This window comes from Microbispora amethystogenes (assembly GCF_016863015.1).
Taxonomy (GTDB): domain Bacteria; phylum Actinomycetota; class Actinomycetes; order Streptosporangiales; family Streptosporangiaceae; genus Microbispora; species Microbispora amethystogenes.
In genome coordinates this window covers 20,786-44,297 of sequence record NZ_BOOB01000045.1, presented here as the reverse complement: position 1 = coordinate 44,297, position 23,512 = coordinate 20,786, and the positions used below count along the sequence as shown (strand labels likewise).

22 protein-coding genes and 1 riboswitch are annotated in these 23,512 nt (G+C 73.8%); of the genes, 17 read left to right on the top strand and 5 right to left on the bottom strand.

Features of this window, described 5'->3' with window-relative positions; translation table 11 throughout:
- The first annotated feature begins 36 nt into the window (after positions 1-36).
- Positions 37-2,283 carry a protein translocase subunit SecD gene (secD, locus tag Mam01_RS27485; protein WP_204288062.1) on the top strand — a complete coding sequence of 749 codons (2,247 nt, stop codon included), beginning with the start codon at positions 37-39 and terminating at the stop codon, positions 2,281-2,283.
- A 77-nt stretch (positions 2,284-2,360) separates the two neighbouring features.
- Here the strand turns inward: secD and Mam01_RS27480 are convergent, their stop codons facing one another.
- A complete protein-coding gene (locus tag Mam01_RS27480) occupies positions 2,361-3,098 on the bottom strand; it encodes a glycoside hydrolase family 25 protein (RefSeq protein WP_150934380.1) in 738 nt (245 codons plus the stop codon).
- Positions 3,099-3,112: 14 nt separating this feature from the next.
- Positions 3,113-3,257, bottom strand: a riboswitch (cyclic di-AMP (ydaO/yuaA leader).
- Positions 3,258-3,548: 291 nt separating this feature from the next.
- Between Mam01_RS27480 and Mam01_RS27475 the strand changes: the two genes are divergently transcribed.
- Together Mam01_RS27475 and Mam01_RS27470 are read left to right on the top strand one after the other, a co-directional pair.
- A complete protein-coding gene (locus tag Mam01_RS27475) occupies positions 3,549-4,136 on the top strand; it encodes a flavin reductase family protein (RefSeq protein WP_204288061.1) in 588 nt (195 codons plus the stop codon).
- Between the two features lie 131 nt (positions 4,137-4,267).
- Complete coding sequence (locus tag Mam01_RS27470; RefSeq protein ID WP_239101669.1) at positions 4,268-5,953, top strand: alpha/beta hydrolase; 1,686 nt, start codon at positions 4,268-4,270, stop codon at positions 5,951-5,953.
- A gap of 7 nt (positions 5,954-5,960) precedes the next feature.
- Here the strand turns inward: Mam01_RS27470 and Mam01_RS27465 are convergent, their stop codons facing one another.
- Entirely contained in the window at positions 5,961-6,155 is a 195-nt protein-coding gene (locus Mam01_RS27465) for a hypothetical protein (protein ID WP_204288059.1), read from the bottom strand.
- A 104-nt stretch (positions 6,156-6,259) separates the two neighbouring features.
- Between Mam01_RS27465 and Mam01_RS27460 the strand changes: the two genes are divergently transcribed.
- On the top strand, positions 6,260-6,979 hold the full coding sequence (locus Mam01_RS27460; protein ID WP_204288058.1) for an NAD(P)H-binding protein: 720 nt from the start codon (positions 6,260-6,262) through the stop codon (positions 6,977-6,979).
- A 16-nt stretch (positions 6,980-6,995) separates the two neighbouring features.
- Here the strand turns inward: Mam01_RS27460 and Mam01_RS27455 are convergent, their stop codons facing one another.
- Complete coding sequence (locus Mam01_RS27455; RefSeq protein ID WP_204288057.1) at positions 6,996-8,270, bottom strand: C39 family peptidase; 1,275 nt, start codon at positions 8,268-8,270, stop codon at positions 6,996-6,998.
- 244 nt (positions 8,271-8,514) lie between these two features.
- On the opposite strand from Mam01_RS27455, the gene Mam01_RS27450 reads away from it, so the two are divergent.
- Both Mam01_RS27450 and Mam01_RS27445 read left to right on the top strand, forming a co-directional pair.
- On the top strand, positions 8,515-9,375 hold the full coding sequence (locus tag Mam01_RS27450; protein ID WP_239101668.1) for a D-alanyl-D-alanine carboxypeptidase family protein: 861 nt from the start codon (positions 8,515-8,517) through the stop codon (positions 9,373-9,375).
- Positions 9,376-9,540: 165 nt separating this feature from the next.
- Complete coding sequence (locus tag Mam01_RS27445) at positions 9,541-11,109, top strand: M28 family metallopeptidase (protein WP_204288055.1); 1,569 nt, start codon at positions 9,541-9,543, stop codon at positions 11,107-11,109.
- Between the two features lie 65 nt (positions 11,110-11,174).
- Here Mam01_RS27445 and Mam01_RS27440 read toward each other — a convergent pair whose 3' ends face one another.
- Complete coding sequence (locus Mam01_RS27440) at positions 11,175-11,858, bottom strand: lytic polysaccharide monooxygenase auxiliary activity family 9 protein (protein ID WP_204288054.1); 684 nt, start codon at positions 11,856-11,858, stop codon at positions 11,175-11,177.
- 263 nt (positions 11,859-12,121) lie between these two features.
- On the bottom strand, positions 12,122-13,003 hold the full coding sequence (locus Mam01_RS27435; protein ID WP_150934388.1) for a DMT family transporter: 882 nt from the start codon (positions 13,001-13,003) through the stop codon (positions 12,122-12,124).
- 129 nt (positions 13,004-13,132) lie between these two features.
- Between Mam01_RS27435 and Mam01_RS27430 the strand changes: the two genes are divergently transcribed.
- The 11 genes from Mam01_RS27430 (at position 13,133) to Mam01_RS27380 (ending at position 23,461) form a co-directional block, all read left to right on the top strand.
- A complete protein-coding gene (locus tag Mam01_RS27430; RefSeq protein ID WP_204288053.1) occupies positions 13,133-13,507 on the top strand; it encodes a TetR family transcriptional regulator C-terminal domain-containing protein in 375 nt (124 codons plus the stop codon).
- Positions 13,504-14,730 (top strand): FAD-dependent monooxygenase, encoded by a 1,227-nt coding sequence (locus Mam01_RS27425; protein ID WP_204288052.1) that lies wholly within the window; start codon positions 13,504-13,506, stop codon positions 14,728-14,730. Before Mam01_RS27430 ends, Mam01_RS27425 begins: the two co-directional genes overlap by 4 nt.
- A gap of 109 nt (positions 14,731-14,839) precedes the next feature.
- Complete coding sequence (locus Mam01_RS27420) at positions 14,840-16,162, top strand: MSMEG_0569 family flavin-dependent oxidoreductase (RefSeq protein WP_204288051.1); 1,323 nt, start codon at positions 14,840-14,842, stop codon at positions 16,160-16,162.
- A 4-nt stretch (positions 16,163-16,166) separates the two neighbouring features.
- The gene (locus tag Mam01_RS27415) at positions 16,167-16,994 is read left to right on the top strand and encodes an amidohydrolase family protein (RefSeq protein ID WP_204288050.1); all 828 of its coding nucleotides are present in this window, start codon (positions 16,167-16,169) and stop codon (positions 16,992-16,994) included.
- Between the two features lie 24 nt (positions 16,995-17,018).
- Positions 17,019-17,534: an MSMEG_0572/Sll0783 family nitrogen starvation response protein gene (locus Mam01_RS27410; RefSeq protein WP_150934393.1), complete on the top strand. Its 516-nt coding sequence runs from the start codon at positions 17,019-17,021 to the stop codon at positions 17,532-17,534.
- A 2-nt stretch (positions 17,535-17,536) separates the two neighbouring features.
- Positions 17,537-18,598 (top strand): MSMEG_0568 family radical SAM protein, encoded by a 1,062-nt coding sequence (locus Mam01_RS27405; RefSeq protein WP_204288049.1) that lies wholly within the window; start codon positions 17,537-17,539, stop codon positions 18,596-18,598.
- Positions 18,568-20,076, top strand: a complete 1,509-nt coding sequence (locus Mam01_RS27400; protein WP_239101667.1) for an MSMEG_0567/sll0787 family protein — start codon at positions 18,568-18,570, stop codon at positions 20,074-20,076. The genes Mam01_RS27405 and Mam01_RS27400 overlap by 31 nt, the downstream gene beginning before the upstream one ends.
- Positions 20,073-20,918 carry a carbon-nitrogen hydrolase family protein gene (locus Mam01_RS27395; RefSeq protein ID WP_204288048.1) on the top strand — a complete coding sequence of 282 codons (846 nt, stop codon included), beginning with the start codon at positions 20,073-20,075 and terminating at the stop codon, positions 20,916-20,918. The genes Mam01_RS27400 and Mam01_RS27395 overlap by 4 nt, the downstream gene beginning before the upstream one ends.
- Positions 20,915-21,751: a carbon-nitrogen hydrolase family protein gene (locus tag Mam01_RS27390; protein WP_204288047.1), complete on the top strand. Its 837-nt coding sequence runs from the start codon at positions 20,915-20,917 to the stop codon at positions 21,749-21,751. Before Mam01_RS27395 ends, Mam01_RS27390 begins: the two co-directional genes overlap by 4 nt.
- On the top strand, positions 21,748-22,830 hold the full coding sequence (locus tag Mam01_RS27385; protein ID WP_204288046.1) for an MSMEG_0565 family glycosyltransferase: 1,083 nt from the start codon (positions 21,748-21,750) through the stop codon (positions 22,828-22,830). Before Mam01_RS27390 ends, Mam01_RS27385 begins: the two co-directional genes overlap by 4 nt.
- Positions 22,831-22,840: 10 nt before the next feature.
- Entirely contained in the window at positions 22,841-23,461 is a 621-nt protein-coding gene (locus tag Mam01_RS27380; RefSeq protein WP_204288045.1) for an HAD-IA family hydrolase, read from the top strand.
- Positions 23,462-23,512: the final 51 nt, after the last annotated feature.

Here is a 23,512-nt window from a genome sequence, read left to right as displayed (position 1 = left end):
CCCCTTTTCTTCCTCGTAACTGCCTGTGGAGGCACGATGTCACGTGCGCCTTTGTGGCGCGCGGTGGCGGCGCTCGCCGTCATCGCCACCTCACTGCTGCTCGCCCTCACCATGGCCCCGCGTCTCGGTCTCGACCTGCGCGGCGGCACCCAACTCGTCTTCGAGACGAGGGACTCTCCCACGGTCAAGGCGGACGCCGACGCCACCGACCGTGCCCTCGACGTGCTCCGGCGCCGGGCGGACGCCCTCGGAGTCGTCGATCCCACCCTGGTCCGCTCCGGCGAGAAGCGGATCATCGTGGAACTGCCCGGCGTGCTCGACCCGCGCGAGGCCGCCGGGGTCATCGGCAAGACCGCCCAGCTCAACTTCCATCCGGTGCTCGGCCCGGCCGGGGACGGCGACAAGGACGCGATCGCCGACGAGAGCGGCCAGAGGCTGAAGCTCGGCCCGGTCGCCCTCAGCGGGGCCGGCGTCACCGACGCCGCCGCCCGCACCGACCCCCAGCTCGGGCCCGGCTGGTTCGTGACGATCGACTTCCGGGAGCCGGGCCCCTGGCGGGAGCTGACCGGCAAGGCGGCCTGCGAACCGGCCGGCGATCCCAGGCGCAGGGTCGCCATCGTGCTCGACGACGAGATCATCTCCTCACCCCAGGTGGATGAGACGGTGGCCTGCGGGGCGGGCATCTCCGGCGGCACCACCCAGATCACCGGGTCGTTCTCCGCCGAGGAGGCGCAGAACCTCGCCGTGCTCGTCAAGGGCGGTTCGCTGCCGGTGCCCCTGGAGCTGGTCGAGCAGCGGACGGTCGGCCCGACCCTCGGCGCCGACGCGATCGCGGCGAGCGCGAAGGCGGGCGTCGCCGGGGTGATCCTGACCGCGGTCTTCATCGGCCTCGTCTACCGCCTGGTGGGCCTGCTGGCCGCGGTCGCGCTGGCCTGCTACGGCCTGATCTCGTACGCGGGACTGGTGGCGATGGGCGCCACGCTCACGCTGCCCGGCCTGGCCGGGTTCGTCCTGGCGATCGGCATGGCGGTGGACGCCAACGTGCTGGTCTTCGAACGGGCCAGGGAGGAGTACGGCGCGGCGCCCCGCCGGGGTCTCAGGGCGGCCCTCGACCGGGGGTTCAAGAACGCCTGGAGCGCGATCGCCGACTCCAACATCACCACCCTGCTCGCCGCCGGGCTGCTGTTCTGGCTGGCCTCGGGACCGGTGAAGGGCTTCGGCGTGACGCTGGCCATCGGCGTGCTCGCCTCACTGGTCTCGGCCATGCTGATCACCCGGGTGCTCGCCTCGGCCCTGATCGGCAGGGCCGGCCCGGGAGTCTCGGGCCTCGGCTCGATCGGCCGGGTCAGGACCTGGCTGACCCGGCGCGATCCCGACCTGATGCGGGCGGGGTGGCGCTGGCTCGCCGTCGCGGCCGGGCTGCTCGTGCTGGTGGGCGCGGGGCTGGTCACCCGCGGACTGAACTACGGCGTCGAGTTCACCGGCGGGCGGATCGTGGAGTTCGCCACGAGCAGGCCGGTCGACGTCACCGCGGCCCGGCAGGCGGTGTCGGACGCCGGGTTCCCCACCGCCGTGGTGCAGCGGTCGGACGACGCGATCTCCGTACGGACCGGGCAGATCACCGCCGACGACGTCGTCCGCGTCGAGGAGGCCCTGGACCGGAGCGTCGGGGACGTCACCAAGCAGCGCGACGAGCTCGTCGGGCCGAGCCTGGGCGCGGAGCTGCGCCGCAACGCGCTCATCGCGCTCGGCGTCGCGCTCGCGGCCCAGCTCGCCTACCTGGCGTTCCGCTTCCGGTGGACGTTCGGCGCCGCCGCCGTGACGGCGCTGTTCGTGGACGCGGCCGTCGTCGTCGGCGCGTTCGCCTGGATGGGCAAGCCGATCGACGGCGTCTTCCTGGCCGCGATGCTGACGATCATCGGATACTCGGTCAACGACAAGGTCGTGCTCTTCGACCGGGTCCGAGAGCTGTGGCCGGTGTCGCGGGGGACGCCCTTCGGGCGGGTGGTGAACACGGCGATCCTGCAGACCGTGCCGCGTACGGTCAACACGGGGCTCGGCGCGCTGTTCATCCTGGCGGCGCTGGCGGTGTTCGGCGGCGACTCGCTGCGCGACTTCGCGATCGCCCTGCTGATCGGCATCGTCGTGGGCACGCTGTCGTCGTCGTTCGTGGCGGGGCCGGCGGCGATCGAGCTGGAGCGGCGCGCCGGTCAGCCGCCGCCCGCGCCCGCCGCACCCCGTCGCCGCCCCGTGGCGCGCGACGGATCCGGCGCGGTGGTCTGAATCTGAAGTGGCCTGAATCTGAGGTGGTCTGAGCGGGGCTTTCCCGGGGCGGGCGGCGCCCGCCCCGGGAACGGGCCTCAGGGACGGCCGAGGGCGCGCAGCTCGACCGGGCTCAGCGAGGAGACGTTCTGGTCGATCGGCGAGTCGGTGTACTGGTGGATCGCCCAGCTCGTCCAGTCGGCCGGCGGGCTGATGTCGCCCGGGTCCCGGCTGTAGTGGGCCACCCACAGCGGATAGTCGCCCAGGCCCTGGCCGTACTTGTCGGCGAAGTTCCAGCCGCTGTAGAACATCGGCCTGACGCCGGTCTTGGCGGTCACGTACTCCAGCCACTTCCTGGCCCAGGCGTTGACGCGCTCCACCGACTGGCCGTCGGCGGTCTCCAGGTCGAGCACGAGGATGTCGCCCCGCTTGCCCGGCTGCGCGTTCACCACGCGGAGGAAGTGGTCGGCCTCGGCGATCGGGTCGTTGGAGGGATGGCCGTAGTGGTAGACACCGCGGACGATCCCCTTCTTGTCCAGCTCGCGCCAGTGCCGCGGGAAGGACGAGTCGACCCAGTCCAGGCCCTCGGTGGCCTTGATGAAGCCGAACTGCGCCCGGCTGTTGATCCAGTCGTGGTCGGCCTCGTAGCCGGAGACGTCCTGGCCGTACGTGTGCGGGTTCGCGTAGGCGGGAGCGGGCGCTGCCGCGGTGGCGGCGAGCGTGGCGGCGGTGAGGGTGGCCGTGCCGGCCGAGACCGCGAGTGCGGCCGCGGCGAGGGCGGCGCGCAGGCGGCGGCCGGAGGGCCGCATGGCGGGAGAGAACCTGAGGGTGGGCATGACGCGGGTTGGGCTCCTTGCTTCCATGCCGCCTACCGGGTTAGCTGACGGGTTCGGGCAGGAAGTGCCCTACGAGCGCATCTGGGGGCCTGCGCAGCGATTCACCCCGAAAAAGTGGGTCCCCGGCTCCGCGGAACGCGGACTCGGCGGCCGCGCGCCCTGGTGAGCGCACGGTCCGGGCAACGACACGGCAACGGAGGCGACGCGAAGGTCACCGGCATCCATGCCGTGGCACCTAAAGGTACATACGGCGCAACAATGGTGTAAACCTGACAAAACATGTTTTTACCTAGGCAGACTCGTCGTACAGACCGCCCGCTGGACGGGATCCCGTGCGAAGCGGCGCCGAGGGGGTTTGTAAGTTCGTGACCTGAGCGCTGAGTCACCGGACCAGAGCCGCACCAGCGCCGCACCAGAGGCACCGGACCGCACGCGAGAGGTGAACCACCCATGACCGCAGCTTCCGCCGGCCCCGGCCTCGGCGACTCCGGCTCCGGCGACGTGCCGCCGCCGTCGCCCGCGGAGTTCCGGCGCGCGCTCGGCATGTTCGCGACCGGAGTGACCGTGGTCACGGGCCTGGACGACGGGGAGCCGGTGGGGTTCGCCTGCCAGTCGTTCGCGTCGGTGTCCCTCGAACCACCGCTCGTCCTCTTCTGCGCCGACCACAAGGGCCGCGCCTGGCCGCGGATCAGGACGTCCGGCCGCTTCTGCGTCAACGTCCTCGGCGAGGAGCAGGTCGACGTGTGCGCCAGGTTCGGATCGAGCAACGGCGACAAGTTCGCCGGGCTCGCCTGGGACCTGTCCCGCTGGGGCACGCCCGCCCTGCGGGACGTGCTGCTGCGCGTCCACGGCGAGGTGCGGGAGGTGCACGTGGCCGGAGACCACGACGTGGTGATCGGCCTCGTCCGCGAACTCGAACCCGTCCATCCGGAGCAGCGGCCGATGCTGTTCTTCCGCGGCAGGTTCGGCGTCTACCACGACGACCCCGCCACGGCGCTCGGCCCCAACCTGTGGGGGTGGGGCGACCACTGGGGGTGACGCGGCGGCACGGGAGCGGCGCGAGGACGACGCGGGGGGCGAGGCTGTGACCTGCGGGTGACTTGATAGCCTGCCTGCTCCGCGAGATCGGCGGCAGGCGGTGAATCGGGGGCCTGATGCGGGAAGGGCGGGTGCGGCTCGGCGCAGCGCTGGACACGGCCGGGATCCTGTTCGCCGCGATCTTCTTCTGCCTGTCCCTCACTCCGTCGCTGCTGCCCCGCTCGTGGCCGCTGCAGGGGATCATCGCGGGGGTGCTGACCGTGACCGGATACCTGGCCGGCGTGACCGCCGGCGCCCTGGCCCGCCGGAGCGCCGCCCCGGTCGCCCGCTGGTGTCCCGAGGCCCGGCGCGAGAGGTGGCGCGAGGGTTGGCGCCGTACGGGACGGCGGCGGGTGCGCCGCCTGGTCGCGACGTTCGGCTGCGGGCTGGGCGCCGCGTCGCTGGTCCTCGGCGTACGTGCCCAGCGGGCCATCTACCCGCTGATGGGGCTGCGCCCGCCGGAACGGCTCGGCTACCTCGGCGTGCCGTTCGTCGCGGCGGCGGTGTTCCTGCTCCTGCTGGCCGCCGCCCGGGCGCTGCGCGTCGCGGCCCGCGCGCTCGGAGGCGTGCTCGGCCGGTGGATCCCCGCCACGGCGGCGCGGCTGGCCGCGGGGCTCGGCGTGGGCGTGCTGGCCGTCCTGCTCACCGACGGGATTCTCACCGAGGCGCTGCTCAGAGGGGCCGACAACAGCTTCGCGGCGATCAACAGCGAGACCGCCCCCGGCACCTCGCCGCCCCGGTCCGCCACCGTCTCGGGCGGCCCCTCCTCCCTCGTCTCCTTCGCGTCGCTCGGCCTGGAGGGCCGGGCGTTCGTCGCCGGCGCCCCCGCCGTCGGGGAGCTGAGCGGTTTCACCGGGCGGCCCGCGCTCCCGCCGGTCCGGGTCTACGCGGGGCTCGACTCGGCCGCGACCGCCCGCGAGCGGGCCGCCCTCGCCGTACGGGAACTCGACCGGACCGGCGCGTTCCGCCGGGCGGTGCTGTGCGTGATCACGACGACCGGCACGGGCTGGGTGGACCCCCAGGCGGCCGCCGCCCTGGAGTTCATGTACGGAGGAGACACCGCGCTGGTCTCGATGCAGTACTCCTACCTGCCGAGCTGGCTGTCGTTCCTGGTGGACCGTGAGCGCGTCACGGCGGCGGGGCGTGAGCTGTTCGGCCAGGTGTACGCGCGGTGGGCGCGACTGCCCGCCGGTCACCGGCCCCGGCTGCTGGTGTTCGGGGAGAGCCTGGGGGCGTTCGGCGCGGAGTCGGCCTTCCGCGACGACCGCGACCTGCGCGAGCGCACCGGCGGCGCGCTGTTCGTCGGCCCGCCCGACAGCAGCCCGCTGTGGCGGCGGTTCGTGGACGACCGCGACCCGGGCAGCCGGGAGGTGCTGCCCGTCTACCGGGACGGCGAGACCGTGCGCTTCGCCAACGGGCCCACCGACCTGGCCGCGCCCGCCTCCGCCTGGGCCGGGTCGCGGGTGGTCTACCTCCAGCACCCCTCGGATCCGATCGTGTGGTGGACCCCGCGGCTGGTCCTCGGCCGCCCGGACTGGCTGGAGGAACGGCGCGGCGACGACGTGCTGCCCTGGATCCGCTGGTATCCGTTCGTCACGTTCTGGCAGGTCACCGCGGATCTGGTGTTCTCCCTCGACGCGCCGCCCGGCCACGGTCACGACTACGACGGCGAGATGGCCGCCGCCTGGGCGCGGATCGCGCCGCCGGACGGCTGGGACGACGCGCGAACCACCGCCCTGACCACGCTCCTGTCGCGGCGCGAGGCCGGCTCGGGCTGACCCAGGCTCATCCGGGCAGCGAGCCGATCCAGCCGAGCAGCCGGTTGCCCTCGCGTGTCATGATCTCGGGGTCGCGCAGCGCGTTGGCAAGCAGCGACATGCCCTGATAGGCGCCCACCAGGGTCAGTGCCAGCCCGTCGGGCTCGGGCAGGCCCAGCTCGCGGAACTGGCGCTCGGCCCAGTCGAGCAACAGCCGGATCACCTTCCCCGCCTCCGCGTCCAGCCCGCCCTCGCCGCGTTTGTCCAGCTCGGCGGCGAGCGTGCCGGTCGGGCAGCCCCATCGCGCCGCGACGTCACGCTGCCCGAATGATCGCCGCGGACCTGGCCGATCCGGCCGGCCTGCGCCCCGCGCTGGAGGGGGCGGACGCCCTGTTCCTGGTGACGCCGGGTGACTACCTGGCCCTGGGCGGAAACGTGCGGCCGATCCTCCGCGTCGCCGCGGAGGCCGGGGTGCGCCGGGTCGTCCTGCTGTCCTCCCAGTCCGCCGGGACGCGCCCACTTTCCCCGGGCCACGGCCGGCGGGCGCTGGAGGACGAGACCGAGGTCAGGAACTCGGGGCTGGAGTGGACGATCCTGCGGCCGGGCGGCTTCGCCTCCAACGCCTTCGCCTGGGCGGAGTCCGTCCGCCTGCGCCGCGCGGTGACCGCCCCCTTCGGAGACGTCGCGCTGCCGGTCGTCGATCCCGGCGACATCGCCGAGGTCGCGGCGGCGGCCCTGCGGGAGCCCGGCCACGACGGCCGGGTCTACGAGCTCACCGGGCCGGAGCGGGTCTCTCCCCGCCAGATCGCCGCCGCACTCGGCGACGCGCTCAGTGAACCCGTGCGGTTCACCGAGCAGAGCCGCGACGAGGCACGCGCGCTGATGGCGGCCTTCATGCCCGAGGAGGTGGCCGACGGCACCCTGGCCATCCTCGGCGAGCCGACCCCCGGTGAGCGGCGGGTCAGCCCGGAGGTCGAGCGGGTCCTCGGCCGCGCGCCGCGCCCGTTCTCGGACTGGGCGCGGCGCAACGCGGCCACCTTCCGCTAGCCCCGGACCGGCAGGGTCACCAGTTGGCCGGCAGGCCCGGCGTCGTGGCGGGCAGCCGGTGACCCGGCGGGTGGATGACGTAGACGATCCCGCCGCTGCCGGTGCTGCGCAGCCAGACGTTCTCGAAGTTCGCCCGGGGATAGACCCGCCGCACCGCGGTGTCGTCCCGCGAGGCGGGGTCGTTGGCGATCACGTCGCCCGTGGCGGTGAAGCCGATGATCACCATGAGGTGGCCGTTCGTGTTGTATCCCGCGCCGGGCAGCTCCTCCGCCTTGAACGACTGGGAGGTGACGACCGGGACGCCCGCCCTGATCAGCCGCTCCAGCTCGGTCAGCGAGCGCAGCCGGGTGACGAACCCCTCCATGCCGTACCGCCCGGCATAGGCGGTGTTGAACGGCCAGTTGCCCGCGCCCTCGTACGCGTAGTCGTAGGTGTATCGGGCGGCGTAGTCGACCTCGGGGTCGGGATCGGAGGGGTCCACCCAGGAGGTGTCCCGCCCGCTGGGCCACCTGCCCCAGTAGCCGAGCGCCATGGTGGTCGAGGTCGGGCTGCACCATGCCTCTCCCCCGCCGTCCCACTGGGGGTAGTGGCCCTCGTGGACGTTCTGCGAACGGCGCGGCACGGGCAGTTCGACGCCCCACGCGACGCCGCCCGGGCTCACCGGCACGGTCTCCCGGTCCGGAACTGCGGAGGCCATCGCGCCGAGCGTGCGGACCACCGGCCGTACGGCCGAGCCCGGCGTGCGGTACAAGGTCACGCGCAGCTGGTACGCGGTGATCGCCCTGCCCGCCGCGGCCACGAAGGTGTCGACCGAGACCGTGCCGTCGGCGTCACGCTGCCCCGACAGCGACGTGCGGCGGATGTCCTCGTCGCCGTACGCCCAGCGGCCGAGGACGTACCACTTCGTCTGCCCGGCGGCGTGGCGGCCGCGCATCTCGACCTGCAGCCAGCTTCCGGCCGGGACGTCGGCGGTCCACGAGGCCACCAGTTCGGTGGCGGCGAACCCGACCGGCCGCTCGGGGCCGGTCCACCGGGCGTACTCCCAGCTCTTCGTGCCGAGCGCGTCGGTGTAGGAGATCGTGCCCACGGGGGCGGCGAAGGAGAGGGTCTTCCCCGCCTTCACGCCCTCCCGTGTGCCGGGGCCGAAGACGGCCCGCTGGTAGACGACGTCGACGCCGCCGGGCGGGGGTTTGGTCCCGGCCACGGCGGCAGTCGCCGGGGAGGGGACGGTGAGGACGGCGGACAGGAGCGTGAACAGGAGGGTGGACAGGAACGCGGTCGGCACGCGCATGGCTCACCTCGGGGTCTCGTCGGCGTCCTCGACGGTAGGCAACCCGGCGGCCGGGCACATCGGCAGGAATACGTATCCGGTCCCGCGACCACCCCTCACCGCGCTACCAGTTATTTCTCAAACCTCCTGAAGTCACATTAGTCACGCGCTTTGCCAATCTTTTGCTATTAATCATCCGGAGTGCAGGAATCGTCATGGCACGCTGAAACGCATGCCGACCCGTAAGCTTTTCCTTGGTGTCTCCATGGCGGCCTTTGCCCTGTTCACGGGGGTCGCGTCGCCCGCGCTCGCGCAGCCCGCCACGGCCGCTCCCGGACCGGCCGCCGCTCTGGTCCGCGAACACACCCCGGCGTTTCCCGCGTACGCGGCGCCGCACGCGTACGGCCGCGCCGTCTATCTTTTCGACGCGACCACGGGGCAGGAACTGCTGGACAAGAACGCCGGCGAGCGGATGCCGGTCGCCAGCCTCACCAAGATCATGACCGCCTACGTCGTGCTGCGCGAGGCGAACCTGTCCGACGAGGTGACGATCAAGCGTGAGGACGTCGCCTACGCCGAGGCCAACGACGGCACGACGGCCGATCTTGAGCCCGGCGACAGCCTTCCGGTCGGGGAACTGCTCTACGCGCTGATGCTTCCCTCGGGCGCGGACGCCGCGCACGCCCTGGCCCGCGCGTACGGCCCGGGAGTGGCCGGCTTCACGGCCAAGATGAACGCCGCCGCCAAGAGCCTCGGGCTGAACGACACGCACTACGTCAACGCCGACGGGCTGCCCACGCGCGACGGCGACGGCTACTCCACCGCCCGCGACCAGGCCCGCCTCGCGGCGATCGCGCTGCGCGACCCGGTCTTCACCGAGATCACCTCGACCCGGCACCACTCGACGGACGACGGTAAGTACGACTGGTCCAACACCAACCACATGCTCGGCCTGCCCGGCGCGATCGGTGTGAAGACCGGCTCCACCAACGCCGCCGGGTTCTGCCTGGCCTTCGCGGCCGACCGCCACGACCACCGGCTGATCGGCGTCATCCTCGGCGAGGACGTCTCCAGCCGCCGCTGGGACACCGCCGGGTCTCTGCTCGACTGGGCGACCGAAAGCTGATTTTTCCACCAGGAAAGGTGGCGTCCGGAAAACCTTCCGGAAAAGAGGGCCTTCCCACACCGGCGGAACGCGGTTAGTTTCCCGATCAGTGTCCAGCGGAGGCCGATCTCGGTCCCCAGCCTGCTGGGCCGTCTCGGATCGTCATTGGACCCGAAGGAGAGCCCAATGCGCGCCACCCTCGGCATGCGGGCCGCAGCCGCCGTCGCGGCGTCCGCCCTCGTGCTTCCCCTCCTGCCCGCCGCGCCGGCGAACGCCGAGCCCGATCCCGCACGGATCGTGCAGACGATCGTCGCGTCGGCGGTGAAGAAGCACCTGACGAAGCTGCAGCAGATCGCCGACGCCAACGGTCACACCCGGGCCGCCGGCACTCCCGGCCACGTGGCCTCGCGCGACTACGTCGCCGGGGTGCTGAAGAAGGCCGGCTACAAGGTGACCCTGCAGGCGTTCGAGTTCCCGTTCTTCAAGGAGAACGCCATCGCGACCCTGGAGCGCACCGCTCCGGCCCCGAAGACGTACGCGCCGACTCCGCCGGACGGCAGCAGCGTCGGGGACTTCGCCACGATGACCTACTCCGGCTCCGGCGACGTCACGGCCGCCGTCCGGAACGTCGACCTGATGCTGCCGCCCGGGCCGACCCCCAGCAGTTCCACCTCCGGCTGCGAGGCCGCCGACTTCGCCTCGTTCCCGGCCGGCGCGGTCGCGCTGGTGCAGCGCGGCACCTGCACCTTCCAGGTCAAGGCGGAGAACGCGCAGGCCGCCGGGGCCGCCGGCGTCATCATCATGAACGAGGGCCAGCCGGGGCGCACCGAGACCCTGCAGGGCACCCTGGGCGAGCCCACCGTGCACATTCCCGTCGTGGGCGTGAGCTTCGCGGTCGGCCAGGAACTGGCCGGCACCGCCGGGACCGTCGTCCACGTCAAGACGAGCACCACCAGCGAGATCCGCACCACCCACAACGTCATCGCCGACTCCAGGTGGGGCGACCCGAACAAGGTCGTGCAGATCGGCGCGCATCTCGACAGCGTGGTGCCGGGGCCGGGCATCAACGACAACGGCTCGGGCAGCGCCGCGATCCTGGAGGTCGCCGCCAAGCTCGGCGCCATCCCCACCCGGAACACGCTGCGCTTCTCCTTCTGGAGCGCCGAGGAGCTGGGCCTGCTCGGCTCGGAGCACTACGTCGCGAGCCTGTCGCCGGCGGACCTGGCCAAGATCAAGCTGTATCTCAACTTCGACATGGTCGCCTCTCCCAACTACGCGCTGAAGATCTACGACGGCGACGACTCCGACGCCACCGGCGCGCCCGCCGGGCCGGCCGGCTCCGACGAGATCGAGAAGCTCTTCGAGAAGTACTTCAACACCCTCCGGCAGGGCCACGTGGGCACCGACTTCGACGGGCGGTCGGACTACGGGCCGTTCATCGACGCCGGAGTTCCCGCCGGCGGGCTGTTCACCGGCGCCGAGGGCGTCAAGACCCCCGAGGAGCAGGCGCTGTTCGGCGGCACCGCCGGCCAGGCGTACGACTCCTGCTACCACAAGGCGTGCGACACGATCGCGAACCTCAACGACAAGGCCCTCGCGCTGAACACTGGCGCGATCGCCACGGCGGCCGTCGTCTACGCCTTCAGCCGTGACCTGCCCGGGCCGGACACCCGTCCCACCGCCCGGACCGCCGGGGCGGCGGCGGCCTCCACCGGCGCCCACGCGGACCACGGGCACGTCCTGACCGTCAGCTGATCCCCCGGCCGCACGCGGGTCCCGCCGGACGGTGTCCGGCGGGACCCGCTGGTTTCGGCGGGACGTCAGCCCGTGAAGTTCACGTCGCTGCAGAAGAAGAACGCCTGGTCCATGTGCGAGGCCTGCCAGATCGTGTAGACCACCGCCCGGCCGGTGCGTCCGGACGTGCTGAGGTTGACCGTGTAGTAGTCAGCGGGGGCGTACCTGCCGGTCTTGGTGAGCAACTGCAGGTCGTTCCAGGTGAGGGCCTGCTTGGTGGGGTCGAAGCCCTGCTTGGTGACGTAGACGAGGAGATAGTCGGCGCCGTGGTGAGCCTGGTCGTTGAGCTTGACGGAGAAGGAATTGCGGATGCCGGTCGCCTTCCACGCGCCGACCGCGTCCATCGCGTTGTAACGGCCGTTCTCCGCGTGGCCGCCGCTGCAGAGCTGCCCGTTGGGGATGGAGCCCTGGAAGTTCCCGCCGAGGTACATGCGGTAGAGGCCGTTCCAGCTCCACATCGCCATGGGGTCGGCCTGCCACGCCTGCCAGCACATGGGGTCCTGCTGGGCCATTGCGGGGTTCTGGAAGTCGCTGCCCCAGCGCTGCCAGCAGCCGTAGTTGCGCGAGGCGGGGTCCACGACCGAGCCATGGGCGGAGGCGGCGCCCGCCCACAGGGCGAGGCAGGCGACGGCCGAGGTCAGCAGGGCCGTGAGGCGCGGCGCCCAGCGGCGGGCGCGGGGGCGTGCGTGAGGGTGTGACTGCGTGTGCACTGTTGGGTCTCCATCTTCCGGTGGGGGGTTCCGGGCGAGATGGGGAGCGCTCCCGAAGATGCTGCGATCGTAGCCGACACGACGCTGTCGGCAACCCTGACTCAGGCCTGTAAGATCAGCCGTCGCACCGCCGCCCGGCTGCCGGGGCCGCACCACGACCCCTCCGACCTGGCCGTTCACAGCGGGACACCACGACCTGTGCGGGGGGCGGAACCGCCCCCGCCGCCCATGTACCTTTCAGCCCGGTACCGCTCGCCTCCGGCTCATGGCGCGGCGGGGCGGCCGTTCGGCCCCTGCTCCGACTTGTGCAGGAACGGCGAGCGACCGAGGACGACGATGCCCGCCACCAGCGCGACGAGCCCGCCCACCTCCCCCGCCAGGGCCGGGGGGTCGACGCGCAGGCGCTCCCCGAAGACGGCGACGCCGAGAAGGATGCCGACGATCGGCTCGGTCGCCGTGGTGGCGGGCAGCGAGATCCGCAGCGGCGCGGCGTCGAACGCGCTCTGGTTGAGCAGGATGCCGGTCACCGCGATCACCGGCAGCGCGTAGGGCTGCCAGGAGGCGAACAGCGCCCCCGGTCCCCGCGCCAGCGTGAGCAGCGCCCCCCGGGTCAGCGCGTCCTGCAGGCCGTACAACGCCCCGGCCGCGGCGGCGAACAGCATCGCCTTGGTCTGCAGGGGCATGCGCAGCGCCACCGCGACCATTCCGGCGGCGACGGCGACCACGACGAGCACGGCGATCCACGCCAGGGATCCCGAGGCCGGCATCCCGCCTCCGTGCGGGCGCCCGGCCACCAGGAACGCGGCGACGCCCCCGCTGACCAGCACCGCCCCCAGCCACTCCGTCCCGCCCAGGCGCTCCTGGTACAGCAGGGCCGCCGCGCCCAGGGCGAAGATGAGGTTGGTCGCGAGAAGCGGCTCCACGGACGCCACGTCGGCGCGCCGCAGCGCCAGCGCGCCCGCGACCTGGCCGCCGACCATCAGGGCGATCCCGGCCAGCCACACCGGCTTGCGCGCGAGGTCGAACAGCAGGCGCACGTGCAGCATCTCGCCCAGCGGCTCGGTGTACGCGACGTGCTGCTGCGCGACGAAGCCCAGCCCGAGGAGGGCCGCCGCCACGAGGCCGAGGAACACCGTGACAGTCATGATCCCGCGCGTCACCCCCCTCGCGCGCCGCTCGCGTCCTCCCAGGTTACGCACCTCTCCCCGGCCCCGCCCGGGCCATGTCGCGACTCGGCCCTGCTGATCGCGGCCTCGACGGGTGTCGCCGGCGCGATGCTGGAGGACTTCACGCGGCGGCTGAGCGAGCAGCCCGGCCTCGGTGGCGGCGTCGAGTGGCTGCTCGGCGAACTGTCCGGCTACACGGGGACCGATCCCGCCTCGCTGCTGATCGTCGAGATGTATCTGGCGGCGGCCCGGCTGCCCGAGCTTCGCGAACGGCTGCACGAGATCGTCGCGGACTCGCGCGCCCGCGTCGCCGCCTGGCTCCGTGCGCGCGGGCACGCGGGTGACGCCGAGGCGACCGCGGCCGTCCTGGTCGCGGCGATCGACGGCCTGGTGCTGCACCGGGGGCTCGACCCCGGCCTCGACCTCACCACTCTGGCCGGACCGCTGCGGGCGATGGTGCGTCAGGAGGGAGCAGGACCATGAAAGCGATCGTCTGCGGAGCCGGGATCGCCGGGCTCACCGTCGCCTGGCATCTCGAACGGGCAGGTGGGGAGGTCGAACTCGTCGAGCACGCCCCGGCGTTCCGCGAGGGCGGCTACATGATCGACTTCTACGGCCCGGGGCTGGAGGTGGCCGAGCGGATGGGGCTGCGGCCCCGGCTGGAGGAGGTCCGGCATCCCGTCCACGAGATCGGGTTCCTCGACCGGGACGGGCGGCAGACCAGCCGCCTCGCCGTCAAGGCGGGCTTCGCCGGGGTGATCAGCCTGCTGCGGGGCGACCTCGCCCGCGTGCTCGCGGAGGAGGTGCGCGCGCCGGTCCGGTACAGCACCACGGTCGCGGCGGTCCGGCAGGACGGCGGCGGCGCCGAGGTGGACCTGACCGACGGCACCCGGCACGAGGTGGACCTGCTGATCGGCGCCGACGGCGTGCACTCCAGGGTCAGGGAGCTGGTGTTCGGGCCGGCGGACCGGTTCGTCCGCTACCTGGGTCACCACGTCGCCGCGTACGTCCTCCACGACGAGGACCTCGGCCGCCGGGTCGGCACGCGCTACCGCATGCTGACCGAGCCGGGGCTCATGGCCGGGGCCTACGCGGTGCGCGGGGGCGGGCTCGCGCTGCTGTTCCTGTCGCGTGAGCCCGGCCCTGCCCTGCCGGACGACCCGGCGGGGTTCCTCCGGCAGCGGTTCGGTCACCTCGGCTGGATCCTGCCCGAGGTGCTGGACCGGTGCCCACGGCCCCCGGCGCTCTACTACGACCAGGTGACGCAGATCGAGGCCGGCCGGTGGAGCAACGGCCGGGTGGTGCTGCTCGGCGACTCCTGCCAGGCCGTCTCCCTGTTCGCGGGGCACGGCGCGTCCCTCGCGATGGCCGCGGCGCGGACGCTCGCGGACGAGCTCGGCACGGTTGCACTCGGCACGGGCGAACTCGGCACGGGCGAACTCGGCACGGGCGAACTCGGCACGGGCGAACTCGGCACGGCCACCCTGGGCGACCTGTCCCCCGCCCTCGCCCGGTACGCCGCGCGGATGCGGCCGGTCGCCGCCCGCGTGCAGGCGTCCGGACGCCGCTTCCTCCCCTGGATGGCGCCGTCCGGTCGCCTGCGCATGGCGACCCGTGACCTGCTGCTGCGGCTGGCCTCCCTGCCCGGAGCCGACCGGCTGTTCATGGACGCGTTCAGCCCCGGTGGCCATCACCTCGTACGGTGACGCAGGGTGGTCGTTCGGCAACGGCTTTTTATTCCGGATGCCGCCGATCGGTAACACACCCGGACTGAAGTGGGCCTCACGAGAGCGATGGCACCGCCTGGAGGTCCGGATGGCAGCACACAGCACGCCGCGGCTCGCCGGGGCACACTACCCGGTGGCGGTCGTCGGCGGCGGACAGGCCGGGCTGTCGATCAGCCACTGCCTGGGCCGGCGCGGCGTCGACCACGTCGTCATCGAGGCGAACCGGGTGGCCCACGAGTGGCGCGAGCGCCGCTGGGACTCCTTCTGCCTGGTGACCCCCAACTGGCAGTGCGACCTGCCCGGCTTCCCCTACAAGGGGGCCGACCCCGACGGCTTCATGGTCCGCGAGGAGGTCGTCCGCTACCTGGAGGACTACGCCGCCTCCTTCGGGCCGCCGCTGGTCGAGGGCGTACGGGTGACCCGGGTGCGGCGGGCCGTGAGCGGAATCTTCGAGATCGCGACGACCGCCGGGGACCTCACCGCCGACCAGGTGGTGGTGGCGACCGGCCCCTACCACGCGCCGTCGCTCCCCCGCCTGGCCGAGCGGCTGCCGGCCGGGATCGAGCAGGTCCACTCCTCGCGGTACCGCCGCCCGGCCCAGCTCCCCGAGGGAGAGGTCCTGGTGGTCGGCACCGGGCAGTCGGGCTGCCAGATCGCCGAGGACCTCCACCTCGCCGGCCGCCGGGTGCATCTCGCGGTCGGCGGCGCGCCCCGGGTGGCCCGCTTCTACCGCGGCCGGGACTGCGTGGCCTGGCTGCACGACATGGGCCACTACGCCAGGAGCATCGACGAGTTCGGCGACGCCGACGCCGTGCGGATGCGCGCCAACCACTACGTCACCGGCCGCGACGGCGGGCGCGACATCGACCTGCGGGCCTTCGCCCGCGACGGCATGCGCCTGTACGGCCGGCTGACCGGCGTGGACGGCGCGAGGCTGGAGTTCGCCGACGACCTGAAGGACAACCTCGACCGGGCCGACGCGGTGGCCGAGGGCATCAAGGACGCCATCGACGCCCACATCGCGGCCCGCGGCGTCGCGGCCCCCGAAGAGCCCCGCTACGTCCCGGTCTGGGACCCCGGCGAGCCGGTGCGCTCCCTCGACCTGACGGAGGCCGGCATCACCTCGGTCGTCTGGGCGACCGGGTTCACCCGCGACCACCGCTGGATCGAGATCCCCGCGTTCGACGGGCGCGGCTACCCGATGCACTGGCGCGGCGTGACGAGCTGCCCGGGGCTGTACTTCCTCGGGCTGCCCTGGCAGCACACGTGGGGCTCGGGCCGCTTGGAGGCCGTGGGCCGGGACGCCGAGTTCCTGGCCGCCCACATCGAGGCGTCCCGGCGGCTCGCCGACGTGTGCGGGGCACTCACCGGGGCCCCCGCCGAACTCTCCCCCGCTCTCCCGGTCGGGTGACGACATGGTCTCCACCATGGTCTTCGACGCGCACCGCCACATCGGCGTGCTGCCCGCCCATCCCTTCTACGGCGGCCCTCCCGTGAACCCGGACGTCACCGCCCGCGCGACCGTCAAGCGGCTCCTCGCCGACCTCGACGCGGAGGGCACCGAGCGGGCGCTCGTGCTGCCCAACTACGGCGTGCCCGACCCGGACGCCGCCTTCGCGCTGAACGACCTCGCGCTGGAGGCGGCGCAGGCCGACGACCGCGTCCGCGCCGGGCTGTGGGTCTCGCCGCTGCCGCGCGACGAGGAACGCACCGCCCGCGCCCTCGCCCTGGCGGGCGAGTCGGGCGTGCGGGCCCTGAAGCTCAGCTTCCTGCTGGGCGGCCGCCCCACCGACCCCGCCTGCCGGCCCGGGCTCGACCGCATCTTCGCGGCGGCCGCGCGGCACGGGCTGGTCGTCCACGTCCACACCTCCCCCGGCGCCGCCTCCGACGTCGACGAGGTCGGCCACCTGGTCGAGTGGTACGCCGACCGCGTGCCGGTCCACCTGGTGCACTTCGGCGGCGGGATGAGCGGCCACATCAAGCTGGCCGGCTCGCGGTTCTTCGACTGGATCGCGGCCGGCAAACGGGTCTACACCGACCTGTCCTGGGCCATCGGCTTCGCGCCGTACTGGCTGGCCCGGGAGATCGAGCGGCGCGGCCTCGGTCACGACCGGGTGCTGTTCGCCAGCGACCAGCCGTGGGGCGACTTCGCGGGCGAGCACGCCCGGATGAGCGCCGCGACCGGCGGCGGCGACCTGGGCCGCCTCGTCTTCCACGACACCTTCGCCTCCCTCTACGACTGACCCCACCCATCGAAGGAGACACCCATGACCGTCGACATGAACGACCTCGAGAAGAAGAGCATCGAGGAGATCCCCCACCCGTCCCTGCCCGAGGGCTCCACCATCTACGGCACCACCAAGGTCTTCCCCGACTACAAGGCCGAGAACGGCGAGTCGTACTTCACGCTCGTCCACGGGATCGCGCACGAGTCGTCGGTGAGCTTCGTGGCCGTGCTCCAGGCCACCCGCGCCCTGCGCAAGGGCTTCGAGACCGCCATCTACTTCTACGGCCCCGGCTCACTGAACTGCCTGGCCACCCGCGGCTTCCCGACCACCGGCAACTCGGCCTTCCCGGGCGAGCACAACATCAACAACCAGCTCAAGACGTTCATCGCCGAGGGCGGGAAGGTCTACTGCTGCCGCTTCGGCCTGTCCCTGCACGGCGCCCGCGAGGAGGACCTGATCGAGGGCGTCATCCCGACCCACCCGCTGGACGTGCAGGACGCGCTGATCCACTACGCCCGCAAGGGCGCCGTCATCAACTCCACCTACCAGCTCTAGCCGTGACCGACGTACGGATACTGACCCGCGCCGAGCTGGCCCTGCGCGGCGTGGCGCTGGACACCCCCGTGCGGCGGCCGGAGGGCGCCGGGCCGAGCGGCGACGGCCACGTCCTCGTCGACGGCGCCGGCGCCGCGCTCCCGGTCAACCCCGACAGCCCGTTCACGGTGCGGGACGGCACGGTCTGGCTCGGCGAGCAGGACACCGGCGTCACGCTGGTCCCCGTCCGCAGGCCCCGGTTCTACGACCTGGTCACCGCCGACGGCGTGCCCTACGAGCGGATCGCCCGGCTGCACGGCGCGGACGTGCTGGCCACGACCGTCGTGCAGACCTGCGTCCGGTACGGCGAGGCCGACCGCTGCCGGTTCTGCACCATCGAGGAGTCGCTGCGGTCGGGCGCCACGACCGCCGCCAAGACGCCCGCCCAGCTCGCCGAGGTGGCGGAGGCGGCGGTGCGGCTCGACGGCGTCCGGCAGATGGTGATGACCACCGGCACCACCGCCGGGCCCGACCGGGGCGCGCGGAACCTGGCGCGGTGCGTGCGCGCCGTGCTGGAGGCCGTGCCGGGGCTGCCGATCCAGGTGCAGTGCGAGCCGCCGGGCGACCTCTCCTGGATCGGCGCGCTGCGCGAGGCCGGGGCCACCGCGATCGGCATCCACGTGGAGTCGCTGGACGAGGAGGTGCGGCGGCGCTGGATGCCGGGCAAGTCGTCGGTGCCGCTGCGCGAGTACGAGGCCGCCTGGGACGAGGCGGTGCGGGTCTTCGGGCGTAACCGCGTCTCGACGTACCTGCTGGTCGGGCTGGGCGAGGACCCCGGCGAGCTGATCGCGGGCGCGGGCCGGCTGATCGACCGGGGGGTCTACCCCTTCGTGGTCCCGTTCCGCCCGATGCGGGGCACGCTCGCCGCCCGCGACGGGATCGGCGCGCCCACCGCCGGGGTGCTGCGGCACGTCACCGAGAGCGTGGCGGCGCTGCTGCGCGCGGCCGGCATGCGCGGCGCGGACCAGGGCGCGGGCTGCGCCGCCTGCGGGGCGTGCGGCGTGCTGAGCGCGGCGGGCGGGTGAGGGCCGTGTATCTCGACGGCAGCTCGACCGGCGGCACGCGGGCCCCGGCGCGGGAGACCCCACCGGACATCCTCGCGCTGCTCGGCGACCACAGCACGCTGGCCCGGCGGACCGGCTTCCGGATCGAGCAGGCCGGGGACGCCGCGACCCTGGCCGCCTACCACCGCCTACGCCGGGAGGCGTTCGTCCGGGAACAGGGCCTGTTCGAGGGCCACGACCTCGACGACCGGGACGACGACCCGCGCACGGTCGTGCTGGTGGCCCGGGACCCGGCCGGCTCGGTCGCCGGCGGGGTGCGGCTCGGCCCGGCCTGCGACGGCCCCGACATCGGCTGGTGGACGGGCGGGCGGCTGGTCGTGGCTCCCGCCGCCCGCGGCACGCACCATGTGGGCGGAGGCATCGGCGCGGCGCTGGTGCGGGCGGCCTGCGCCCGCGCCGAGGCGGAGGGCGCGCTGCGGTTCGAGGCGACCGTACGGGCCGGGGCGGAGGCGTTCTTCCGGCGGCTCGGCTGGGCGCGGGTGCGGCCCGTGGAGGTCGCGGGCGCCCTGCACGTGCTGATGCGCCACCCGATCGGCCGGATCGCGGCGCAGGCGGCCGGGGCCAAGTCGGCGCTCGGCCCGCTGCTGGCCGCCCTGCCGGGCGGTCCGGCGCGGCTGGGCGGGCCGGGCTTCGTCGGCGACGACGGCGCGCCGGTGCCCGGCAGCGATCTCGTCGCCGCCTGCGACGCGATCGTGCCGTCGATGGTCGAGCGGGACCCGGAGTGGGCCGGCTGGTGCGCCGTGCTGGTCAACCTCAACGACCTCGCCGCGATGGGCGCCGCCCCGGCCGGGCTGCTCGACGCGCTCGCCGCGCCCGACGCCGCGCACGCCGCCCGGGTGATCGACGGCCTCGCGCGGGCCGCCCGCGCGTACGGCGTGCCGGTGCTCGGCGGGCACACGCAGCTCGGGGTGCCGGCGGCGCTGTCGGTCACCGCGCTGGGACGGACCACGCGGCCGGTGCCGGGAGGCGGCGGGCGCCCGGGACACGCCGTGCGGCTCACCGCCGACCTCGGCGGCGGGTGGCGGCCGGGCTACCGGGGCCGCCAGTGGGACTCCACCACCGGCCGCCGTACGGATGAGCTGAAAGAGATGCTGGGCGCGGTCGCGGCGGCCCGGCCCGCCGCCGCCAAGGACGTGTCGATGGCCGGGATCGCCGGCACGCTCGGCATGCTGGCCGAGGCAGGAGGCTGCGGAGCCGTGCTGGACGTGGCCGCCGCGCCGCGCCCGGCCGCCGCCTCCATGGGCGACTGGCTCACCTGTTTTCCCGGCTTCGGCATGCTGACGGCGGACCGGCCGGACGCGCCGGCGCCGCCCGCGGGCCCGGCCGTCTCGCGTGTCTGCGGGGAGTTGACCACCGGGCGGGGCGTGTCGCTGCGCTGGCCCGACGGAGAGGTCACGGAGGCCGTCGGCGGCCCGGTGACCGGATTGGGGACCGCGTGAGCGCCCTTCGCATGGCGGCCGTGTCCGCCGAGTTCGGCCGCGACCTCGAAGAGGACTTCGCGGTCGCCGAACGCCTGATCAAGGAGGCCCGCACCGGCGACGTACGGCTGCTCGCGCTGCCCGAGGCGTGCCTGGGCGGCTACCTCCTCAGCCTGGACGGCGACGCCGCGGACGCGGGACCTCCCCCGCTCGCCGTGGACGGCCCGGAGATCCGGCGGCTCGCCGCGCTCGCCGGCGACATGGTCGTGGTCGCGGGCTACTGCGAGGACGGCGGCGGCGCCCGCTACAACAGCGTGGTGTGCGTGAGCGGCGACGGGGTCCTCGGCAACCACCGCAAGGTCCACCAGCCGCTCGGCGAGAACGCCAGCTACTCCTCCGGCGACGGGTTCGGCGCCTTCGACACGCCGGTCGGCCGGATCGGCATGATGATCTGCTACGACAAGGCGTTCCCGGAGGCCGCCCGCGCGCTGGCCCTGGACGGCGCGCAGATCGGCGTGTGCGTGTCGGCCTGGCCGGGATCCCGGACGAACGCCGCGCCGGACCTGGAGCGGGACCGCTGGAAGCGGAGGTTCGACCTGTTCGACCGGGCGCGGGCCCTGGAGAACCAGATCGTGTGGCTGTCGGCGAACCAGGCCGGCACGTTCGGGTCGCTGCGCTTCGTCGGCAGCGCGAAGGTCGTGGAGCCCGGCGGCGAGATCCTCGCCGAGACCGGCGTCGGGACCGGCATGGCGGTCGCGGAGATCGACGTGCCGGCGGCGCTGGAGACCGCCCGCCGGTCGATGGGCCACCTGCGCGACCGCCGCCCGGAGGCGTACGGGCCGCGGCGCGAAGGCCGGCCGTGACCGTGCTGCGGATCGCCGCCGCGGCCGCCCACTTCGGCCGCGACCTGGAGTTCGATCTCGCCCGCGTGGCCAAACTGATCGCCGACGCGCGCGGCGCGGGCGCGGGGCTGCTGGTGCTGCCCGACGCCGCGCTCGGCGGCTACCTCGCCGACCTGCGCCGCCCGGACCCCGACGCGCTGCCGCCCGCGCTGAAGCCGGACGACGCGGTGATCGCCCGCGTGGCGGCGCTCGCCGCCGAGATGGTCGTGTGCGTCGGGTTCTGCGAGGACGGCGGCGACGCCCGCTACAACGCCGCCGTCTGCGTCAGCGGCGACGGCGTGCTCGGCCTGCACCGCAAGGTGCACCTGCCGGCGGGCGAGACGGCCGCCTACGCGCCGGGCGACCGGTTCGAGGCGTTCGACACCCCCGCCGGGCGGATCGGGATGCTGATCGACTACGACAAGACCTTCCCGGAGTCGGCCCGCAGCCTCGCCCTCGGCGGCGCGCAGATCCTCGCCTGCCTGTCGGCCTGGCCGACCAGCGTCACCAACCGCGCGCCGCGGATGGCCCAGGACCGGCAGTCGCGGCTCTTCGACCTGTACGACCAGGCGCGGGCCGCCGAGAACCAGGTCGTGCTCGCCTCCTCCAACCAGACCGGGGTGATGGGCGGCATGCGGTTCCTCGGGCAGGCCAAGGTCGTCGGCCCGGGCGGCGACGTGCTCGCCCGCACCTGGTCCAAGGCCGGGCTCGCCGTCGCCGAGATCGACGTCGCGGCCGAGATCGACCGCGCCCGGCGCATCCTCCACCACATCCGGGAGCGCAGGCCGGACGCCTACCGGGAGACCCCCACGTGAACATCGCGCTGCTCAGCTACTCGACCAAGCCGCGCGGCGGGGTCGTGCACACCCTCGCACTGGCCGAGGCGCTGGCGGCCGCCGGGCAGCGGGTGACGGTGTGGACGCTCGGCCGGGGCGGCGACGCCGGGTTCTTCCGCCCGGTCGAGCCCGCCGTACGGCTGCGGGTGGTGCCGTTCCCCGACATCCCCGGCGAGGGCGTCGGCGCGCGGGTGCTGCGGTCGATCGCCGTGCTGCGGGCGGCGTTCGCCCCGGCCTCCGCCTCCTACGACGTCGTGCACGCGCAGGACTGCATCAGCGCCAACGCGGCGGGCGACTGCGTGCGCACGGTCCACCACATCGACCACTTCACCACCCCTGAGCTGGCCGCCTGCCACGAGCGCGCGATCGTCACCCCGCACGCGCACGTCTGCGTGTCGGCGGCGGTGGCGGCCGAACTGGAGGCGGGCTGGGGCATCAGGGCCACGGTGATCCCCAACGGCGTCGCCGCCGAGCGGTTCGCGTCCGCCGGCCCGGCCGCCGTGCGCGAGTGGCGCCGCCACCTGGGGACCTACGTCCTGACGGTCGGGGGCATCGAGCCGCGCAAGGGCTCGCTCGACCTGCTGGAGGCGTACGCGCTGCTGCGCGGGACGCACCCGGACGTACGGCTGGTGATCGCGGGCGGCGAGACGCTCTTCGACTACCGCGACTACCGGGCGCGGTGGGAGGCCCGCGCGGCGGAGCTGGGCGCCGACCCAGTGGTTCTCGGCCCGGTGCCCGACACCGACCTGCCGTCGCTGGTGGCGGGCGCGGGCGTGTTCGCCTTCCCCTCGCTGAAGGAGGGCTTCGGCCTGGCCGCGATGGAGGCGCTCGCGGCGGGCGTGCCCCTGGTGGTGCGCGACCTGCCGGTGCTGCGGGAGGTCTTCGGCCCCGCCGCACGCTTCGCCGCCGGGCCGCCCGGCCTCGCCGCCGAGCTGCGCGACGCCCTCGCCGACGACGACCCCGGCAAGCGTACGGCGGGCCGGGAGCTGGCCGCCCGCCACACGTGGTCCGCCGCCGCCGAACGCCACCTCGCCTTCTACGCGGCACTCGCCGCGTAGGCTCGGGGTCGTGGCGGGCAGACCATTCGACGCCGTGTTGTGCGACTTCGACGGCGTCCTGAAGTTGCAGGACCTGGAGCAGCAGGCGGAGATCGAGCGGGCGTACGGCGTGGAGCCGGGGACGGTGGCCCGGGTGACCGGCGCGTCGCCGCTGCTCGTCCCGGCGCTGACCGGCCTCGTGACCCGTGAGGAGTGGATGGCCTCGGCCGTACCGGTCCTCGCCGGGCTGGTGGGCTCGGCCGCGCGGGCGGACGCGCTCATCGGCGAGTGGATCACGGCCCGCACCTGGGCCGACGAGGAGGTGCTGGCGCTGCTCACGCGGGCCCGCGCCCACGTCCCCGTCGTGCTCGTCAGCAACGCGACCTCCGAGCTGGCCGCCCACCTGACCGAGCTGGAGCTGCACGACGCCTTCGATCACGTGGTGAGCAGCTACGACGTGGGCGTGATCAAACCGGACCGGCGGATCTACGAGATCGCCGTCCAGCACGCGGGCGCCCCGGCGGAGCGCTGCCTCTTCGTGGACGACCGGGCCGAGAACGTCGCCGCGGCGAGTGCCCTCGGCATGATCGGTGTCCACTACCGCGCGCCGACGGACCTTGAGGCGGCGCTGCTCCCTTTGCTCGCAGACTAGGGCCTGTACGGAGTTGAGATCATGCCGTTGTCCATTCAGCTCCGTCGGAGC

Coding starts and splice junctions, on each gene's coding strand:
- secD (WP_204288062.1), top strand. CDS start 37: ATGTCACGTGCGCCTTTGTGGCGCGCGGTGGCGGCGCTCGCCGTCATC.
- Mam01_RS27480 (WP_150934380.1), bottom strand. CDS start 3,098: ATGCCCACCCTCAGGTTCTCTCCCGCCATGCGGCCCTCCGGCCGCCGC.
- Mam01_RS27475 (WP_204288061.1), top strand. CDS start 3,549: ATGACCGCAGCTTCCGCCGGCCCCGGCCTCGGCGACTCCGGCTCCGGC.
- Mam01_RS27460 (WP_204288058.1), top strand. CDS start 6,260: ATGATCGCCGCGGACCTGGCCGATCCGGCCGGCCTGCGCCCCGCGCTG.
- Mam01_RS27455 (WP_204288057.1), bottom strand. CDS start 8,270: ATGCGCGTGCCGACCGCGTTCCTGTCCACCCTCCTGTTCACGCTCCTG.
- Mam01_RS27450 (WP_239101668.1), top strand. CDS start 8,515: ATGGCGGCCTTTGCCCTGTTCACGGGGGTCGCGTCGCCCGCGCTCGCG.
- Mam01_RS27445 (WP_204288055.1), top strand. CDS start 9,541: ATGCGCGCCACCCTCGGCATGCGGGCCGCAGCCGCCGTCGCGGCGTCC.
- Mam01_RS27435 (WP_150934388.1), bottom strand. CDS start 13,003: ATGACTGTCACGGTGTTCCTCGGCCTCGTGGCGGCGGCCCTCCTCGGG.
- Mam01_RS27430 (WP_204288053.1), top strand. CDS start 13,133: ATGCTGGAGGACTTCACGCGGCGGCTGAGCGAGCAGCCCGGCCTCGGT.
- Mam01_RS27425 (WP_204288052.1), top strand. CDS start 13,504: ATGAAAGCGATCGTCTGCGGAGCCGGGATCGCCGGGCTCACCGTCGCC.
- Mam01_RS27420 (WP_204288051.1), top strand. CDS start 14,840: ATGGCAGCACACAGCACGCCGCGGCTCGCCGGGGCACACTACCCGGTG.
- Mam01_RS27415 (WP_204288050.1), top strand. CDS start 16,167: ATGGTCTCCACCATGGTCTTCGACGCGCACCGCCACATCGGCGTGCTG.
- Mam01_RS27410 (WP_150934393.1), top strand. CDS start 17,019: ATGACCGTCGACATGAACGACCTCGAGAAGAAGAGCATCGAGGAGATC.